This is a genomic window from Clostridium chromiireducens (assembly GCF_002029255.1).
GTDB lineage: Bacteria > Bacillota > Clostridia > Clostridiales > Clostridiaceae > Clostridium > Clostridium chromiireducens.
Genome location: NZ_MZGT01000012.1, coordinates 41,516 through 61,207, shown reverse-complemented (window position 1 = coordinate 61,207; position 19,692 = coordinate 41,516). Strand labels below are relative to the sequence as shown.

At 29.5% G+C, this 19,692-nt stretch carries 19 protein-coding genes; all 19 read left to right on the top strand.

The window, feature by feature from the left end; translation table 11 throughout:
• Positions 1-155: 155 nt before the first annotated feature.
• Positions 156-959 carry a phage replisome organizer N-terminal domain-containing protein gene (locus CLCHR_RS05845; RefSeq protein WP_341456881.1) on the top strand — a complete coding sequence of 268 codons (804 nt, stop codon included), beginning with the start codon at positions 156-158 and terminating at the stop codon, positions 957-959.
• 168 nt (positions 960-1,127) lie between these two features.
• Positions 1,128-1,403, top strand: a complete 276-nt coding sequence (gene flgM, locus CLCHR_RS05840; RefSeq protein WP_079438764.1) for a flagellar biosynthesis anti-sigma factor FlgM — start codon at positions 1,128-1,130, stop codon at positions 1,401-1,403.
• Positions 1,404-1,405: 2 nt separating this feature from the next.
• Positions 1,406-1,816 carry a flagellar protein FlgN gene (locus CLCHR_RS05835; RefSeq protein ID WP_079438763.1) on the top strand — a complete coding sequence of 137 codons (411 nt, stop codon included), beginning with the start codon at positions 1,406-1,408 and terminating at the stop codon, positions 1,814-1,816.
• Positions 1,817-1,954: 138 nt separating this feature from the next.
• On the top strand, positions 1,955-3,916 hold the full coding sequence (gene flgK, locus CLCHR_RS05830; protein ID WP_079438762.1) for a flagellar hook-associated protein FlgK: 1,962 nt from the start codon (positions 1,955-1,957) through the stop codon (positions 3,914-3,916).
• 77 nt (positions 3,917-3,993) lie between these two features.
• Positions 3,994-5,238: a flagellar hook-associated protein FlgL gene (gene flgL, locus CLCHR_RS05825; protein ID WP_079438761.1), complete on the top strand. Its 1,245-nt coding sequence runs from the start codon at positions 3,994-3,996 to the stop codon at positions 5,236-5,238.
• A gap of 16 nt (positions 5,239-5,254) precedes the next feature.
• The gene (gene fliW, locus CLCHR_RS05820; RefSeq protein WP_079438760.1) at positions 5,255-5,674 is read left to right on the top strand and encodes a flagellar assembly protein FliW; all 420 of its coding nucleotides are present in this window, start codon (positions 5,255-5,257) and stop codon (positions 5,672-5,674) included.
• 11 nt (positions 5,675-5,685) lie between these two features.
• Positions 5,686-5,904 (top strand): carbon storage regulator CsrA, encoded by a 219-nt coding sequence (gene csrA / locus CLCHR_RS05815; RefSeq protein ID WP_079438759.1) that lies wholly within the window; start codon positions 5,686-5,688, stop codon positions 5,902-5,904.
• A 42-nt stretch (positions 5,905-5,946) separates the two neighbouring features.
• On the top strand, positions 5,947-6,333 hold the full coding sequence (locus tag CLCHR_RS05810) for a flagellar protein FlaG (protein WP_079438758.1): 387 nt from the start codon (positions 5,947-5,949) through the stop codon (positions 6,331-6,333).
• Positions 6,334-6,366: 33 nt separating this feature from the next.
• Positions 6,367-6,651: a hypothetical protein gene (locus tag CLCHR_RS05805; protein WP_079438757.1), complete on the top strand. Its 285-nt coding sequence runs from the start codon at positions 6,367-6,369 to the stop codon at positions 6,649-6,651.
• An 11-nt stretch (positions 6,652-6,662) separates the two neighbouring features.
• Positions 6,663-7,037, top strand: a complete 375-nt coding sequence (fliS, locus tag CLCHR_RS05800) for a flagellar export chaperone FliS (RefSeq protein ID WP_079438756.1) — start codon at positions 6,663-6,665, stop codon at positions 7,035-7,037.
• Positions 7,038-7,153: 116 nt separating this feature from the next.
• The gene (gene fliD, locus CLCHR_RS05795; protein WP_079438755.1) at positions 7,154-9,439 is read left to right on the top strand and encodes a flagellar filament capping protein FliD; all 2,286 of its coding nucleotides are present in this window, start codon (positions 7,154-7,156) and stop codon (positions 9,437-9,439) included.
• A 98-nt stretch (positions 9,440-9,537) separates the two neighbouring features.
• Positions 9,538-9,867, top strand: a complete 330-nt coding sequence (fliT, locus tag CLCHR_RS05790; protein WP_079438754.1) for a flagellar protein FliT — start codon at positions 9,538-9,540, stop codon at positions 9,865-9,867.
• 254 nt (positions 9,868-10,121) lie between these two features.
• Positions 10,122-11,753: a flagellin N-terminal helical domain-containing protein gene (locus CLCHR_RS25420; RefSeq protein ID WP_079438753.1), complete on the top strand. Its 1,632-nt coding sequence runs from the start codon at positions 10,122-10,124 to the stop codon at positions 11,751-11,753.
• 114 nt (positions 11,754-11,867) lie between these two features.
• Complete coding sequence (locus tag CLCHR_RS05780; protein WP_169896765.1) at positions 11,868-13,751, top strand: TPR domain-containing glycosyltransferase; 1,884 nt, start codon at positions 11,868-11,870, stop codon at positions 13,749-13,751.
• Positions 13,752-14,110: 359 nt separating this feature from the next.
• Positions 14,111-15,610, top strand: a complete 1,500-nt coding sequence (locus CLCHR_RS05775; RefSeq protein WP_079438751.1) for a CDP-glycerol glycerophosphotransferase family protein — start codon at positions 14,111-14,113, stop codon at positions 15,608-15,610.
• A 4-nt stretch (positions 15,611-15,614) separates the two neighbouring features.
• On the top strand, positions 15,615-16,340 hold the full coding sequence (locus tag CLCHR_RS05770) for an IspD/TarI family cytidylyltransferase (RefSeq protein WP_079438750.1): 726 nt from the start codon (positions 15,615-15,617) through the stop codon (positions 16,338-16,340).
• A gap of 9 nt (positions 16,341-16,349) precedes the next feature.
• Entirely contained in the window at positions 16,350-17,423 is a 1,074-nt protein-coding gene (locus CLCHR_RS05765) for an NAD-dependent epimerase/dehydratase family protein (protein WP_079438749.1), read from the top strand.
• A gap of 20 nt (positions 17,424-17,443) precedes the next feature.
• A complete protein-coding gene (locus CLCHR_RS05760; RefSeq protein WP_169896764.1) occupies positions 17,444-18,523 on the top strand; it encodes a glycosyltransferase family 32 protein in 1,080 nt (359 codons plus the stop codon).
• Positions 18,524-18,587: 64 nt separating this feature from the next.
• On the top strand, positions 18,588-19,670 hold the full coding sequence (locus tag CLCHR_RS05755) for an acyltransferase (protein WP_079438747.1): 1,083 nt from the start codon (positions 18,588-18,590) through the stop codon (positions 19,668-19,670).
• Positions 19,671-19,692: the final 22 nt, after the last annotated feature.

The following is a 19,692-nucleotide window of genomic DNA, read 5'->3' as shown; positions in this document are numbered from 1 at the left end:
AACTTTTACACCTTGAAAAAAAGCAGCTATGCTGCAACTAAGAACATTTCACATTTAGAAAAAGCAGCTATGCTACAATACATAACTTTTCTGCATATGAGAACATTTATGTGGATCAACTTGTTAGTAAATAAATATGAAGGGAAATGATGGGGATGAGAGAAAGAAGATATGTAAAATTCCGAATAGATATGTATGAGGATACAAAATTCAAAATAATAGATAGAATGCCTAAAAGAGATCTTATTCATTATGTTTGGAATAGAATAGTTGTTTTGGCTGGGAAGGTAAATCAAGAGGGGGATTTATATCTTTCAAGAAGTATTCCATACACTGTAGAGACTTTAGGAATAGAATTTAATAGAGAAATAGACGAAATAAAAGCTGCATTAGATATATTAATGGAGTTAGAAATGATAGAACTTGCAGAAAATAAGGTGTATAGAGTAAAAAACTTTGCAAAGCACCAAAATATTAAAGTTAAAGAAAAGGTTGAAATTAGGAAGAATGAAGATGAAAAAAAACATACTGAAAATAATATACAGAAATATGAAGTTCAAGTAGAAGATAGTTTAAGTGAAATTATGAGTAGGGATCATAAGAATACAATTAGTAGTAATGTCGCAAATTATGATGTAGTACAACCTAAGGAAAATGTTATAACTAAATTAGAAGATGTGAATAAAAAGTCTAACTCAAGTAACAAGGATTCAGATAAAAAAAATAGTGATATTACTCAACATAATAATATAGAGGTAAATTGTGAGAAGGAAAAAAATAAAAAGAGAAATAAGAAAACAGCCAGAAAGAAAAATGAAGAAGGAATTATTGAGACTAATGTGGATGTTACTGATTGTATAAGAGGAGGAACAAACGATGACTTGATTGGTTGGTTTAGTGAGGGTGATATATTGTTAGGAGAAGGGGAAAGGAAAATAGAAGAATGGGTTTTTAGTTAATTAAGAACAAGTGTAGAAGCTAAACTTGTAAAATATAACTAATTATAATTTAAAGTATTGCAAACAATTAATTTGATATAACTAATTTTCTTTGTTTTTTCTATAAACTTATATGGGAAAAGTACGATAATTATAATAGTAGAAGAATAAGAAATGGAGAAATGCACTATGAGTATAGATAGAATTAATAGATCGACGTATATAAATACTTATAAATCAAATAGCGCTAAAGTCGCTGATAAGGTAGAGAAAAATAAGAGTGTAGATACAATTGAAATCTCGGAATTAGGGAAGAGCCTAAAAGATTATTCATTTAGTGAAAGTATAACAAATGCAAAAAAAGTAGCAGAAATTAAAAGTAAAATAGACAGTGGAACATACAATGTTGATGCAAGACTTACAGCAAAAAGTCTATTAAATGCAATGAAGGAGAGTAATTCATAAAGATGATAAATGAACTTATTAAATTAATACAAAGCCAAGAAGAAGAGTTAAAGAAACTTCAAGAATTGCTGGAAACTCAGTATGAGATGATAATGGGTAAAGATGTATTTGGTTTAGAAGGATTAGTTGATAAGATTAATGAATGTGGTAAGAAAATTGCAAAACAGGAAATAGAAAGAAGAAATATATTAGGGGATAGCAGCATAACGGATGTTGTGAATAATTCAGATAACGAAGAATTGAAGAAAAGCTATGCTAAGATAAGAGACACATTAAATAAAGTTACATCTCAAAAAGAAACAAATGATATATTGTTAAAACAGCAAATTATATTTAACAATAAAATGTTAGAAATAATAAATCCTAGAAGAGAAATAAGAACTTACAATTCTTATGGAAATTTATCGAGGTAATAATTATTAGTTATCAATTCATAATGTTTATCTGAAGCTATGAATTGATAACTAATAAGAAATAATAAATGAATAGTAATAAGGATGTTACAATACGTATAACATGGAAGTTGGTATAGTTGAAAGGTAGGAAAACACATGGCAGGTTTATTTGATACATTTACCATTGCTAAAAGAGGGTTAAATGTACAACAAGGCGCGATAAATACAACAGCTCACAATATATCTAATGCGAATACAACGGGATATTCAAGGCAGAGAGCAGTAGCAGAGACAACTACACCTTTTGGAGGGATGTCAAGATTTGATACGATAGGTGCTGGACAAGTTGGAACAGGTGCACAGATAACTGCTATTCAAAGGATAAGAGATCATTTTATAGATTATCAGGTAAGAAACGAATCAGGAACATCAGGTTATTATGCACAGGCAAGCAACACTTTGTCAAAAGTTGAAGATATTTTTGGAGAACCATCAGATACTGGAATACAAGAACTCACAAATAAATTTTTTAATGCATTTCAAGAGGTATCAAAAAGTCCAGATAAATCAGATGTTAAAACAGTAGCTATTCAAAATGCATCTACTTTAGCGGATGCATTGAATTACACTTATAATCAATTAAAAAAGACTTGTGAAGATAATCAATCGCTTCTTCAAAGTAATGTTACTGATGTTAATAGTTATTTAGATCAAATAAATGAATTAAATAAACAAATAAGAAGTATTTCATCGGTTGGACAAACTGCAAATGACCTTATGGATAAAAGGGATAATCTTTTAGATCAGTTAAGTTACAAATTTGGTATAAAAGTTGATAGAGACAATCTTGATACTATAAATCTTTCATCAACAGAATATCCAGATGCAGCTTTGGTAAAGTCAAATCCAACAGATACTGATTATTCCAGACTTTCGTATGTTAAGAGTGCTGTAGCAAATGCTGACGGTACAGTTGATGTAGAATATTATCCTTTGGGAAATGAAAATGCTCAAACTAAGTCATTTACAATAACGGCATCCAATGCTGCAGAAGCTACTGATTTAGCTAAAGGATTACTACAAAATAGAATAATAATTGGAGATAAGGATGGCAATGCATTAGGTCTAGCCAAAACTCAATTAACAATAGCTGCTACAGATACAACAACTACACCACCTACATTAGGAACAACAACTTCGACAGTAAGTGGAGTTACGACAGCAACTACAGTAACAGCTGTTACAAATGCAGATGGCTCAAAAACATATACAACATTAGTAAAATCAACGCCACCAACAACTGTGGAACAATTAAAAGGTGGAACATTCCAAACATATGAATATGAAAGTAGCGTAAATAGTGTAGATAACAATCATATAAAAGGAGAAATAGCGGCAAATCAATCAGTTCAAGAAAAAATACAAGGATATATGGATAATCTAGACAGGCTTGCAGCGGCACTAGCTTATTCTGTTAATGCAATTCAAACAGGAAGCATAGATGCAAGCGGTTCATCGCAAGGATTGAGCAATAATCTAATATTCATAACAAATGGAGCTAGCAGTACGACTGATACAGGAATTACAGCTGCTACAATAAAAGTGAATAAAGCATTAGTAACAGATCCGACTTTACTAAACTGTAATACAACATCAACTAGTGGAGAAGGGGATGGAAAGAGAGCTAATGCAATAGCTAATCTTAACTCTGTAAAGTTTGATTTAAGTAGCATAACATCATCTGATGATTTAAGTACAATGGATAGAAAAAGTTTTCTAAGCAAAATTGGAATAAATACTACTGCTACTACAACAGGATTTACAGATAGTACTTGTATAAACTTAAATGCAGGAACAAGCGGATCTACAGTAAATAGTTATTATAAAACAATTATAAATAATATTGCAACAACTACCCAGGAAGCTAGCAGGCAGGTAGATAATCAAGAGAAAATATTATCAAACCTAGAAGATCAAAGATCTTCAGTTTCGGGGGTATCTTTAGATGAGGAAACTACTAATTTAATACAATTTCAGCATGCGTATCAGGCAAATGCAAAAATGATATCGACAATAGATGAATTATTAGATGTGGTGATTAATGGATTGAAGAGATAAGTGAAAATACAAGTTTAGATATAGATTACCTAATACTTTAGAAAATAGCGTTTAGCTTAAGGACAAGGAGGAAAGTTATGTCATCAAGGATAACAAGTAATATGTTAAGCTCAAATTACTTGAGAAATATGAAAAGAAATATGAATAATATGCAAACATTACAAAATCAATTAGCTTCAGGAAAAGAAATTAATAAAGCATCTGATAACCCCTATAAAGCATCAAGAAGTATGCAGTTACATTCAGAAATTTCATATAACACTCAATACAATGAAAACATAAAAGATACATCAAATTGGCTTGATACCACAGATACTGCATTGTCACAAATGGGGAATATTTTTGGGAGAATAGAGACATTGCTTGTAAATGCCGGGAATGGAACTTATGGAGATGATGAAAAATCAGCAATTAAAGATGAAATAAAGGAAAAGATTAATGAATTATCGCAAGTGTTAAATACAAGCTTTGATGGTTCGTACATATTTGGTGGGACAAAAACAAATTCTAAACCTACTACAGTAGTAGACGGAGTTTTAAAATATGCTGATAAAAATGGTAATGGAATAACTAAAACAAGTACAGGCATGAGCATAGATTTATCTACGAGTCCAATCGAGAGTAGTCTTATACCTTCAAATAATATGAAAATAGAAGAAATCAATAAAACAGGGAATAATGTAACAATAACAATCAAAGACTATACTACTGCAACTGCTCCTACTACGTCAACGACTACAGTTGATCTTACTAAAGTTGGTACTGTAACTCCGCCTGCAACTAAGCCTGAAACATTGGAATCATTATTTGCAACCGCATTGGCTCCGAATTTTAATTCCAACGATGTTAATAAAGTAGTTACTTCATACAGTTCATTTGACCAAATAAACTCAGATTTAAATGTAGATATTTCTGAAGGAGTTAAAACTGTCTATAATAAGAATGCAGTTGATATATTAGAATTTAAAGATAAGAATGGAAAAAGTATAAACGTTTCTGATTTGTTATCAAATATAATAGATCATTTAAATGCTGGAGGGGATTCCAAAAGTTTAATTACTACAGACTTAGCTGATATACAATCTGTGACAGCAAATTTATTGCAAAAAAGATCAGAGGTTGGAACGATGCAAAATAGAATGGATTCAGCACAGGCAAACAATGAAACTCAGAATTATAATATGACAGATATTTTATCAAAGACAGAAGATATAGATTTTGCAGATAAAACTATGGAGTATTCAATAATGCAAACTGTATATACTGCTGCACTACAAACAAGTGCAAAGGTATTGCCAATGACTATACTAAGTTATTTATAGTTAGGAGAAGATAAATATGAAATTTATTTCTAAAATTAATGGTGAAATAGAGTATGAAGAAAATAATATAATCACATTTAAGAAAGGACTTCCAGGACTTAATGGATTAAGAAAATTTATACTTTTAGATTTGCAGAATTACGAACCTTTCAAGTTACTACAATCTTTAGAAGATGATGAAATTTCTTTAATAGTAACGTCACCATATGAATTTTTTAAGGACTATGAAATTAAATTAAGTGAAGAAACAATTAAAAACTTAAATGTAGATTCGCCAGAACAAGTAAATATAATTACTACAGTAACATTGAATTCAGATGTAAAGAAAATAACTACCAATCTACAAGGACCTATAGTTATAAATACTTCTAATAATCTTGGGGAACAAATAATATTAGACAATTCTAAATATAAGGTAAAAAGTCCTTTAATGTAAGGAGGTAAAAGATGTTAATTATAACTAGGAAACAAGGCGAATCTCTAATGGTTGGAGATGATATAGAAATTATTGTAAGTAGAATAGATGATGGTAGTGTAAAGATTGGAATAAAAGCTCCAAAAGATATATCTATATTAAGAAAAGAATTGTATGAAGAAGTAGAAAATGAAAATAAAGAGGCAATAAATATTGATATGAGTGTATTAAGTAATATAAAGAAAAAATAAGTATCATAGATTAAGAGCAACTAACAAGGAGGTAGTATAAACATGGATGTTAATAACCTAGGAAAAAACTTAATTAATATAAATTCATATAGTACGAATTCAAATACGTCACAATATGGAGAAACAAATGCAGAGAGAGCAATTCCTAAAGTTCAAAAGGTGGAAGAACAATCTTCAGAGACAAGTAACGATAAAAAGCAAGAATATAGCAAAAAAGACATAGATAATGCATTAAACAAATTAAATAACTTTTTAAAAGATGACAAAACTCATGCAGAATATACTTATAATGAGGAAATGAAAACAATGATGGTAAAAGTAATAGATGAAAATACTAAGGAAGTTGTATTAGAAATCCCACCGAAAAAGATTTTAGATATGGTAGCTAGTATGCTGAGGCAAGTAGGGTTATTAGATAAAAAAGCTTAGTTTAATAAAAGATTCAAAGGGGGAAATACTTGCTTGGAGTTTAAGTTAAATAAGATTGATACAGATATTAGAAAAAAGATGCAAGAAGAAATTAAAGAAGACAAGGTGCATTCGGGTAAAGGCATAAGCATAAAGAAAGATGTAAAAGATGAAAGAGCTAGAGATATAGCAGAATCTACCGATAAAGAATTTGAGAAGAGATATATTACAATAGATGGTATAAAAGATAACCATAGAAATATAGATATCAAAGTGGAGAAAATGGAAAAAATAAATGAAAGTAATTCAAAAGGTAGAATTTTAGATACAACGAAATAGGAGGAATTAGAATGTATTCTAATGGATATAATGTTTACAAAAACAATTCTGTAAATTATGCATCAAAAGAACAATTGTTGCTGATGCTTGTTGAAGGTGCTGTTAAGTTTTGCAAAATAGCTAGACAAGCTATAGTGGATAAAGATATAAAAAAAGCACATGATGCGCTAGTAAGAACTCAGGATATATTCTCAGAACTCATGGTTAGTTTAGATACAAGTGCAGGTGAGTGGGCAGTTCAGTTATTGAGAGTATATACTTTCATTAAAGATAGATTGATTGAGGCTAATATGACTAAAAATATAGAAATAATAGATGAAATTCTTCCACTTATAGAAGATATTAATGAAACATGGAAAGAGGCTTATAAGAGAGCTAAGAAATAAAAATGATTAGTAATTACGAATTTTTGATTTAATAAAGAAATGGCTTTGAGACGTATTATTAAATTAATAACTGTAATTCTGAATTATAAGCAAATTGTACAAAAGGAGTGAAAAAGATGTCAACAATACAGAGAATAACTGGAACTAATTCAGGATTAGATGTAGATGCTCTAGTTAAAAGTGCAATGCAAGGATATCAAACAAAGATTGATAAAGAAGTTCAAAATAAAAAAGTTATGGAATATCAACAAGAGCAATATAAAAAAATAATGAGCGATGCATCAGACTTTTATGATAAATATCTTGATATAATAAAGACAGGCAGTTTGATGTCTAGCAGTACTTATCAAACGCAAACCTATAATTCTAGTAGTAGTGACAAGGTAACAGCGAAAGGATTAGCAGGAGCAAGTATTGATAATTATACAGTGAGTGTTACTCAATTAGCAGCCAAGGCAACAGATAAACTAGATCTGGCAACTGAAACTGGAGCTGGGAAAACAATAAAAATTGGTACAGCAACAATAACCTTTGATGTAGACGTTGATGGAAGTAAAACAGTAGCTAATTATAATGCGGCAGTAGCAGCTCAGAAATTGACGTATAGTAATATTATAAATGGAACAACCGCTGGAGATAAAACAACTGCTCAAACAGCATTGGATGACTTGAATAAGAATACTATAACAGCAACTTATAGTCAATTTACTAATAGTGTAAATTTTGCGGCAAGTGCTTTTGGTGGAGGCGGGTTTACACTTAATAATCATACGGCAGCAACAGACAAGTATCTTCATGCTACTATAAAAAATAGCAGCGGTAATATTTATACAATTGATGACATTACAAATAAAACAACTGAGAATGTTGTAACTGTTGATAATGTACAATTTACTTTTAAAGGATTAACAAATAATACAACTTCAACAAATAAATATATAACATCATCATCAATAACTAGTCTTTTTGGAGATAATATTACTAAAACAGCGAAATCTAGTAATACAGAATATACTCTTACTAATGGAAGTAAAATAAAAATAGCAGATGATGGGACAACAACAATAACAAACGCTGATGGAACAACAACACTTGGAGCTACTGATACAATGGATTTCACAAGCAACGATGGGACTAAAATGAGAATTAAAGGTGATGGGACTTTAGTGCCGATACAAAATATAACATCATCATTGATGACAAGTCTTTTTACTAATGCTGATGTTAAGGATACAACGTCTGTGACCGATGGTACAGAATACACACTTAAGGATGATAGTAAGATAACAATAGCTAATGATGGAACAACAACTATAACAAAACCTGATGGAACAACACTTGGGGCTACTGATATAATGAGTTTCACAAGTACTAATGGAACCCAAATGATAATTACGGGCGATGGAAATATAACGACAAATCCACTGACAACTACCAAATATATAACATCATCATCAGTGACTAGTATTTTTAGTAATAATATTACTAAAGTAGCAGAGTCTACCCAAACTGAATATACACTTACTGACAAGAGTAAAATAACAATAGCAGATGATGGAACAACTACCATAACAAAACCTGATGGAATACCACTTGGTGCTGCTACAATGGATTTTAAAATGGCTGATGGAACTATAATGACAATTAAAGGTGATGGTAGCTTAACAACATCAGCAGATACTTCGGTAAAATTAACAGGATCAACCGATGTTACGTCTTTAAAAGACAATATTGTAAAGTTTGTTAATGATTATAATACACTATTACAAAGTATGAATACAAAAATCTTTGAAACAAGAGATAAAGATTATATGCCTTTAACAGATGAACAAAAGTCAGCAATGACAGAATCTCAAGTTACTGCTTGGGAAAAGAAAGCGCAAACAGGATTGCTTAGAAAAGATAATGATCTTCAACGAATAGTAAGTGAAATGAAAAATGCTATTTCAACGGTTGTATCGGGATCAGGATTGAATTTGGAGAAAATTGGAATATCTCCAATTAAAAATTATGCAGACAAAAATGGAATGCTCACTATAGATGAAGATAAATTAACAAAAGCATTGCAAGAAAATGCAGGGGATGTAAAAGATTTATTTACAAGAGCAGCATCAACTACGGATAAGGGTGGAGCATTAACTCAGCTTAAAACAGCTTTATACAACGAATTTAAAACTAGTACTTCATCGTTAGCCAAGAAAGCAGGATTGACAGGAAGTAGTACAGAGAGCAGTAATACATTAACTAAGAATATATATAAGAAAAAATTGCTAATAGCTGATATGAATCAATCATTTACAGTTAAAGAAAATGCATTATATAAAAAATATTCCGATCTAGAAACAATTATGCAGAAATTAAATTCACAACAATCATCTTTAGCAAGCATGCTAGGAAAATAAAGATGATAATTGATACTATTCAATAAAATGTTTTTTGTATATGTAGTATTTTTTTAGAAGCCTTATTTTAAAATTAAAATGATGCGAGGATGAAATTTATGAACTTAAGTAAATATTTAGAAGAATATAAAACTCTAACTTTAGCTTTAATCAATGAGGCCAGAAATGGTAGTGAGCTAACTGATTTAATTCAAAAAAGAGAAGAAATTTTAGAATCAATAAGTATTCTTGAGTTTGATAAAGAAGAAATTGAGTCTATTGAAAGTTCACTAAAATTATTAGAGTTAGAAGAAGAATTGCAAAACGTAGTAAAAAAAGAAAAAGTTGAAATAAAAAAACAAATAGAGAACTTAAAGAAGGTAAGACAAGCAAATGTAAATTACAATAGCTTTGAAAATAAGGCTATGGTTTTTAATAAAAGTGTTTAAAATAAAATTTAAATGACTATAAAGTTCTACCATTTAGTAACGAATATATAAATATAAGATTTAAATAGTTATTACTTTAAAAATTGATAAAAAAGTTTTAAAAATTATAAATAAAGACTAAAGTAATATTCAATTAAATCGAATATAAAAGTATAAAGCTTATAAGCTATTAACTCTTAAGAGTTGATATAAATAAAAAAATATAAAGTATGGACAGGGAAGTCCGTAACTTAAAAATCAAGGAGGAATTTATTATGATAATTAATCACAATTTACCAGGAGCTAATGCAATCAGCAGGATGAATACTAACGCAGCAACTGCTAGTAATTCAATGCAAAAACTTTCTTCAGGTTTAAGAATTAACAAGGCTGGAGACGATGCGGCAGGTCTTGCAATTTCTGAAAAGATGAGAGGACAAATTAGAGGTTTAGATCAAGCTTCAGCTAATGCTCAAGATGGTATTTCAATGATCCAAACAGCAGAAGGTGCATTAAATGAAACTCACAGCATTCTTCAAAGAATAAGAGAACTTGCAGATCAATCAGCGAATGGAACAAATACAGATGCCGATAGAAAATCAATTCAAGATGAAGTTACTCAATTAAAGAGTGAAGTAGATAGAATTGGTAACACAACTGAGTTTAATACTCAAAAACTATTAAATGGTAGCTTAAAAACTTCTGGAGCTGCTGTTGGACAAGATACGACAACAGGAACACAAGTAGCTAAACTTACTTCGGCATCAGTAACTGCAACATCAGCAATGAATTCATCAACAGCATTGGTTTCAGATTCAGATTTTGTTCAAGGTAAGCTTACAATAGATGGAAGTGAAATTACTGTTAATTGGCAAAATTTTAGTGAAGCTGAAAAAACAACTATAAAAGCTGGTACAGGTTCAGGTGCAACAACTACTAGCATGAATGCTGCTAAGGATTTAATTGTTTCAAAGATAAATGAAGCTATTGATCAATCAGGAGCTAATGTAGCACATATTAGTGGATATGTTGATGGTACTAATAAATTAGTTATAGAAAGCGGTTCGACAGGAACTACATCAGCTATAAAATCAAGTGCTGCTACAGGTATAAGTGGAAAATTCTTAGGTACAGCTGGAACTACTGGAGATACTGGTGATAGTACTTATAATGGATCAAACGTAGCAACTACAGATAAAATAAATTTCAAAATAGGGGATGTTAATTTACAAGCTAGTATAACAACAGCTATATCAGCTGGAGATACTATGTCATCTGCAGCAACTCAATTACAACATGACATAAATGCTGCAATATCTTCCTATAATACTGCAGCAGGAGCTACATCTTCAGATAAGCCAGGATATATTGCAGATGTTAAGGTAAATGCAACAAATGATGGAAGATTTGAAATTGTTAGTGAATCTGGTCCAATTAGTTTATCAGATTTAGCTGGAAAAACAGCAGTTAAAGATTTAGGGTTAACTCAAGCTCAAACAGAATCTGGTGGAAATGGTGGAATGACATTCCAAATTGGAGCAAATAGAGGCCAAACTATTACATTTGGTATTAATGATATGAGATCAGCTGCTTTAGGAATATCAGGAGTTGATGTAACTACAAAAGCTGGTGCACAATCAGCACTTGATACTTTAGATAAGGCTATTGCATCTGTTTCGGCTGAAAGAGGTAAACTTGGAGCTATTCAAAACAGATTGGAACACACAATCAATAATTTAGGAACATCAAGTGAAAACTTAACTTCAGCTGAATCAAGAATAAGAGACGTTGATATGGCAAAAGAAATGTCAACATTCTCAAAGAATAATATTCTTTCACAAGCTGCTCAAGCTATGCTTGCACAAGCAAATCAACAACCTCAACAAGTTCTTCAATTATTAAGATAATTTTGAATAATAAAGTTTAACTTGTTAAAATTATATTAAAGGGTCAGGGTGTAAACTCTGGCCCTTTAATTGGAAGAAGGGAGTTCTGAGATTTAAATGAAAATATCCGCATGCATGATTGTGAAAAACGAAGAGAAAAATATAGGGAAATGTATAGAAAGTTATAAGAATATTGTAAATGAGATTATTGTTGTAGATACTGGTTCAGATGATAATACTGTCACTATTGCAAAAGAATTAGGTGCAAAAGTATTTTATTATAAATGGAATAATAGTTTTTGTAGAGCTAAGAACTTTGCACTTGGAAAAGCAAAAGGAGATTGGATTATATTTCTGGATGCAGATGAATATTTTGATAGCACAGATAAAATAGAAAATCTTTTGAATTCTTTAAGTATGAAAAAAATAGATTGCATAGTAAGCAAGTTAATTAATATAGATAGAAATTTAGATTTAATAAAAGATGTGAATCCAACAATTAGGATCTTTAGAAATTCGCCTAAGATTAAATTCAAAAATGATATACATGAGGTTTTATATAGACAAGATAGGCCTTTATCTCGATATATCGTTGAAAATGATGACATTATTATATATCATACAGGTTACTCTTCAGATATAATAGAAAACAAAGTTAAAAGAAATATAGAATTAATTGAAGAAACAATGATAAAGAAAAATGATTATACTGGATATTATTATCTATGTGATAGCTATTTTGCATTAGGTAAATATGAACTTGCTATAGAAAATGGAAATAAGTTCATAGATAGTGACATAGCATTAATTGGTTTTAATAGCAAGGTCTATAAGAATGTAATAGAATCAATGATTAATCTGGAATATAATAGTGAGGAAGTAATAATAGTAATAAATAAAGCTATGGATAAATTTAATAAACATCCAATGTTTTATTATTATAAAGCTATAGTAGATTATTTGGAAGGTAATTATTTGAACTCGCTTGAATACTTTTATATGACTTTGGAATACCAAAATGAATATAATGGGATAGAAATGAATATAATTCCTTCATCTTTACATATTATCTATTATTATATGGGTAAAATATTTGAATTAAAAAATGATATGGTAAATGCTTTTGACTATTATTATAAATCGTTAAAAGCAAATAAATATAATGAATCAACGTTTATTTCGTTAATAAGACTTTTGAAAAATGAAAAAGTTGGAGATATTGTTGCTTTATTAAATACTATTTATAATAATTCTGAAGAGGATATAAGAATTATTATTACCGCATTTATAAAAATAAAACATGGAGAGCTATTGTTGCACTATTATAATATATGGAATAAAGTTTACAACAATGAAGATATATCATTAATGTTTGTATTTTTTTCAAATAATTATTATGAAAAATCTTTCGATATGTTTTATAATGCATTTTTGATAGAAAAATCAGAAGAATACAAAGTACTGGCTATTGTTTCAGCTATATTTAGTAAAAAAACTGATTTAATTCAAAAAATAATTAATATTGTAGATGATATATACATAAATATAATAAATTCGTACTTGGGAAAAGAAAAAGTCTTACTTAAACAAGATAATTTGATGCATTATACTAAAATATTACAGGAAATTGTATTAGTTTCAAATAATAAAGAAGTATTAAATATGTATCTAAGTAGCATACATAGATTTGAAAGTGCAGAGATGGTCTTCCCAATTGTAAAAATACTAAAAGAAAACAATTTATATGATTATGTAATTAATATTTTGTCTGATGTTTTAAAATATGAGGATAAGTTTGCCCCCAAAATATATTTTGAAATGGGATACTGTTACTATAAATTAATGGATTATAATAATGCTATTATATACTTTAAAGATACCTTGAATTTTGGCTATTCAATAGAGCAGATAATATGTTATTTAAGTTGGATTAAAGACCTTGATAAAAATATAATTGATACTGATATTGACTATGTTATTAAAAGGTATAATAATGCAGTCAATAAACATAGACTGTAATAATATTCAGATTTATAAGTTGTCGAAATTCGAATTACGTTAATTAAATATTTATAGCAATTTATAAATTAGAGTACCAAAATTAGATGCTAAGATAATAATAAAAAGCAAAAGGGTACTAAATAATCACTATAGGATAAATTATCTTAAAGTCTGATTTTTAACATATAGGATAGGAGAAAAAGATGATTGATATCTGCAATATTTTTTAAGAAATAAGTTTAAAAAAATATGTAACTCAGAGATTTATTGTGCATATATAAGAAATAATTTAATTAATTGAGTACATATAGTAAAACTATTAAAGAACATAATTTAAAAAAATTATATTTTTAAAGAAAGTGAGGAGCATAAGTTACATGCGAAAGTATCATAGAGATCAATTATTAGAATTAGTATCAACTCTTCATAAAGCGCATAAAGAAATTAAAAAGCAGATAGAAAATCATAACTATGAAAGAGTAAAAGAAATGCTTATTGAATGTCAGGAAGCGGCCATTCATATAGGAAATTCAATCGAAAAATCAGAAGGAGAAGGATTAGCAGTTATTACATCTATTGAAGAATATTGTGAAGCAGTATATCAGGTGAGCCTTACGGTGGAATCGAGTGTAAATGCCAATAAAGATTATAGACTACTTAATAAGCATATGATAAAGATTCAAACTGGTATTCAAAATGAAATTAAATTAAAGCGTGAAATTGTATTTCTTCCATACAAGGCATCCATGTGGGATTCCTTAGAAAGTATATGGTTAGAAGCAAAGGAAGATCCGAATTGTGAGTGTTATGTGATTCCTATACCGTATTTCGACCGCACTTCAGGTGGTGGATTTGATGGAATGCACTATGAGGGGGATATGATGCCTGGATATGTGCCTATTACTAATTATTTAGAATATGATTTAAGAGTTAGAAAACCGGATATTATATATTTTCATAATCCATATGATCAGCATAATTATGTAACATCAGTTCATCCATCATTCTATTCATCTGAATTAAAGAAATATACAGATATGCTAGTATTTGTACCATACTTTATAGCAGGAAATCAATTTAATAGTTATGATGAGGCAAAAAGAGATATGTATCATGCTACAAGTGGCGTGGTTAATGCGGATTATGTTATTGCTCAATCGGAAGTTTGGGCAAAAGCGGTATCAAGTTGTGGAATCCCACTGTCGAAGTTTCTCATACTTGGTTCACCTAAAATAGATGCTGTATTAAATTCGTTAAAAAATTATAGAGAAATGCCTGAAGAATGGAAAGAATATTTAGAAGGTAAAAAAGTATTTTTAATAAATACAAGTATTGCATCTACATTATCCCCTAATAAGAACATAATTAAAATGATACAAATTATTATTTCAAAAATACTAAGCAATGATAAATGTGCGGTGATTTGGAGACCGCATCCATTATTGAGAGAAACATTAAGTGCTATAAGACCAGAATATATGGATGTGTTTAATGAATTGGTTGAGCATGTTTCAAATCATAAAAGAGCTGTTTACGATATAAGTAGTGATATGCATACAGCATTTACTTTTTCAGATGCATTGATTTCAGATACAAGTTCTGTTCTAAAACTTTATATTGTTACAGAAAAGCCGGTATTAGATATAATTCTGACAGATGAACCTAAGAAATATCTGACATTGGATTGGCTCGGAGTTTATCATTATTATGAAGGGTTATCAGTAGAAAAGTTTATTGATATTGTGATTAATGTCAATGATTATAAGAAAGATGAACGATTAAGCAGAATGAAAAATTCAGTTGCTAATTGTGACGGAACATCTGGTTTACATATTCACAAAGTTATTTTGGAGAAGTTATTAAAGAAAGGGGTGTAAATATATGGCTACAGCTTTGATATTTGCAGGTGGAACTGGTTCGCGTATGAATAGTAAAGCAAAACCGAAACAGTTCTTAGAGTTACATGGAAAATCTATATTGATATATACAATAGAATATTTTGAATTAAATGAAGAAGTGGATAATATTGTAGTGGTGTGTTTAGCTGATTGGATTGATACTTTGAAGGAGCAATTAAAGAGAAATTATATTACAAAAGTAAAAAGTATAGTTGAAGGCGGTAAATCAGGACAGGAATCCATTTATAATGGTCTTAAAGAAATATACCGAAATTCATCAAATCCAGATAAAGAAATTGTTCTTATACATGATGGAGTTAGACCGTTAATATCAAGCCAACTTATAACAAAAAGTATCCAGTCAGTAAGAGAATTTGGATCGGCTATAACGGTAGTCCCTGTTAAAGAAAGTATTATATCGACAGATGATTCGGATAAAATTCAGAAAATTCATAAAAGAAATAACCTAAAAATGGCTAGAGCGCCTCAAAGCTTTTATCTGAAAGATATCTGGTATGTACATAACGAAGCAATAAAAGACAATAAGAGTAATATGGTAGATTCGGCATCGCTTATGATGGAATATGGATATAAATTGCATACAATTGATGGTGTGGAAGAAAATATTAAGATAACTACTTCTTTTGATTATTATATATTTAGAGCAATTTACGAAGCAAGAGAGAATTCGCAAATATTAGGATTATAGGAGAAAAATATGAATTTAGTGAATGATGAAATGAATAAAATAAAAAAATATGTAAATGAAATAGATAATTTATTTGATGATTTGAGAGGGAGTACTATACTTATTACGGGCTCAACAGGACTAATAGGATCTCAATTAGTTAAATTCTTGGCTGCTGTTAACCGAATAAATAATTTGAAAATAAAAATAATAGCACTTGCACGAAATGCCAGTAAAGTATCAAAGGTATTTGGAGACTTGGCAAAATATCCTGAATTAGAAATTATTTATGGAGATATTTTAAATGATATTCAATATGAAAAACAAATTGATTATATTATACATAGTGCATCTATTACAGCATCTAAAGACTTTGTTGAATATCCAGTTGAAACAATACATACTGCACTATCAGGGACAGAGAATATGTTGAAACTTGCAAAAGACAAAAAAGTTAAAAGTATCATATATATTTCGTCGTTGGAAATATATGGAATAACGAAAGAAATAGATATAAAAGAGAATGAATATGGATACATTGAACATCTGAATGTAAGAAGTAGTTATTCAGAAGGAAAACGAATGGCAGAATGCTTATGTTGTTCATATTACAAGGAATATAAAGTTCCAGTAAAAATTATTAGGCTTACTCAATCATTTGGAAGTGGAGTCATGTATGATGATAATAGAGTTTTTGCTCAATTTGCACGTGGCATTATAGAAAATAAAAATATTGTTCTATATACAAGAGGTGAAACAATGCGAAGTTATCTTCATACAATTGATGCGGCATATGCGATAATTACAGTACTTTTAAAAGGGAAAAATGGAGAAGCTTATAATGCAGCTAATCAAGATACAATGATATCTATTGCGAATATGGCACAGAGGTTAGTAGAAAATTATCCGCAAAGCAAAAGTCAAGTAGTATTTGAAGTAGATAAAAATATTGAGAAAAGAGGATTTAATCCAGTAGTAAAGATTAACTTAAATACTGAAAAAATAAATGAATTGGGGTGGACACCTAAATTTTCATTAGAAGATATGTATGAAGATATGATAGAAAGTATGAAAATATCGCAAAAAGGAGAAGGAATAGTCTGATGATACTAAAGAATTGTTCAATGGAAAAGTTTTGCAAGTATACTAAGGACAAAGAATTAATATGTTTTGGAGCTTCTCAGATGCTTATTGATATGTGTTGTTTATATGATGAGTATAATATTTTAGATTTAATTACTGTTATTGTAGACAACAAATTAGATAAACAGAATAAAAATATGGATGTATGTGGAAGGAGTATAGGTGTTATTTCTGTAGATTCATTGAAACAGCGTATAACAGATAAAAGCATAATTGTAATTGTGGCAGCATTCTTTAATGAAATTGTAAATCAATTGGACAATATTCGAGAATTTAACAATATAGAATGCTACATATATCCGATTATGCATTATACGGATAGAAATACCGAAATTGTCGTTGATAATCAAGGAAATGATAAGATTCCTAAAATTATTCATTATTGTTGGTTTGGTGGTAATGAAATTCCTGAATTTGAACGGAAATGCATTGAAAGTTGGAAAAAGTTTTGCCCAGAATATGAAGTGAAATTATGGAATGAGGATAACTATGATGTACATAAAAAACCGTATGTTAGGGAAGCTTATGATAATAAACAATATGCTTTTGTATCAGATTATGTTAGGTTAGATGTAGTCTACAAATATGGAGGTATATATTTTGATACAGATGTCGAGGTAATTAGGCCTTTAAGTTCATTATTAAAGAATCATGCTTTTGCAGGATTTCAACATAATACTAGAGTTAATACAGGGCTAGGCTTTGGAGCTGAGAAAGGAATGGAAATTATTGGAGAAATGAGAGATTACTATGATAATGTCAGTTTCATAAATGAAGATGGAACATTGAATAGAACTCCATGTACACTTTATCAAAATGAAGTTTTAAAAAAGCATGGCTTTAAAGAAAATGGAAAAAATCAAATGATTGATGGTATGATGATTTATCCGCAAGATTATTTTCAGCCTAGGTGTCCTATTACTGGGATAGTTAATATTGTAGAACAAACATATGCAATTCATCATAGTAGGGAATCTTGGGTTAGTGATATAAATCTACGGAAGAGAAAGACTGCACTTTTGAGTATGAAAGAGATAATGAAGCGCACAACGCAAAAATAATCAAATTTTAAATGAATAATAAAAATGTGGTGAAGAAAGTAAGCAATATTATTAACATCTGTTTATGAGAACAAGCTTTGAGGCAATGGGTAGAGGAAAAAATATGATAAATGAAATGAACAAAAATTGGACTGATTTTGTAGACATAAATAAATTACGCGAAACAATTAATAAAAGAAAAATATATATTTGGGGAGCTTATGAACAAGGAAAGTATATATATGATTTCTTAATTAAAAATAAATTTTCAGTTAGCGCGTTTATTGATTCTAAGAAGTGTGGTAATTGTTTTGGGGATTTACAAGTTTATGAACCCAAGATTCTAAAGCAAGGAGGGGGTAGGGATAAGTTTGTTATAATACCACTAACTCGAAGAGAGGAGATATTAAGTTTTCTTAATGAAAATGGGTATGAGGAGAACTCAGATTATATTTATATCGATTATGATGTTACAATTATATCAGTATCTGGATACTATTCTGATTATAATGGAAATGTGATAATTTCAAATGGACGAATTGATTGTGTTAATATTAAATTTACAGGCTATAATAATAAAGTTTTCATTGGTAGTAAGTTCCGCGTTGATGGGAGTATTCAAATTGAATTGAAATATGGTTCTACAATTAAGTTTGGAAGTAATTTTAGATGCTGTAATGATTACATATATATTGAAAATGGAGCTGTTTATTTAGGAGATAATTGTAGTGTTGGGCATGATTCTTATATATGTAGTAGAGAAACGCTAGTTATAGGAAATTCATTTACAGTTACTAGCAATTTGTATTTAGTATGCGAAAAAAATGCACCAATTAATATAGGAAATGATTGTATGCTATCTGATGGAATCCGAATTCGATCAGATAATGGGCATAGTATATTTGATATGATTGAAGAAAAGAATCTATCTCTATGCAATGAGCAGTATGTAAAAATAGGTAATCATGTATGGATAGGTATGGCGACAACTATATTATTTAATTCTGATATTGGAGAAGGAAGTGTTATCGGTGCTAATAGCCTGGTAAAGGGAGAGTTTCCGCCAAATTGCATTATTGCGGGTAATGCTGCAAAAGTAATTAGAGAAAATATAAAATGGGATAGGCGAAATAATCTTAAATTTAACGAGTTTATTGGCAATTTATAATTGAAAGTGTTTAAAAATAGTA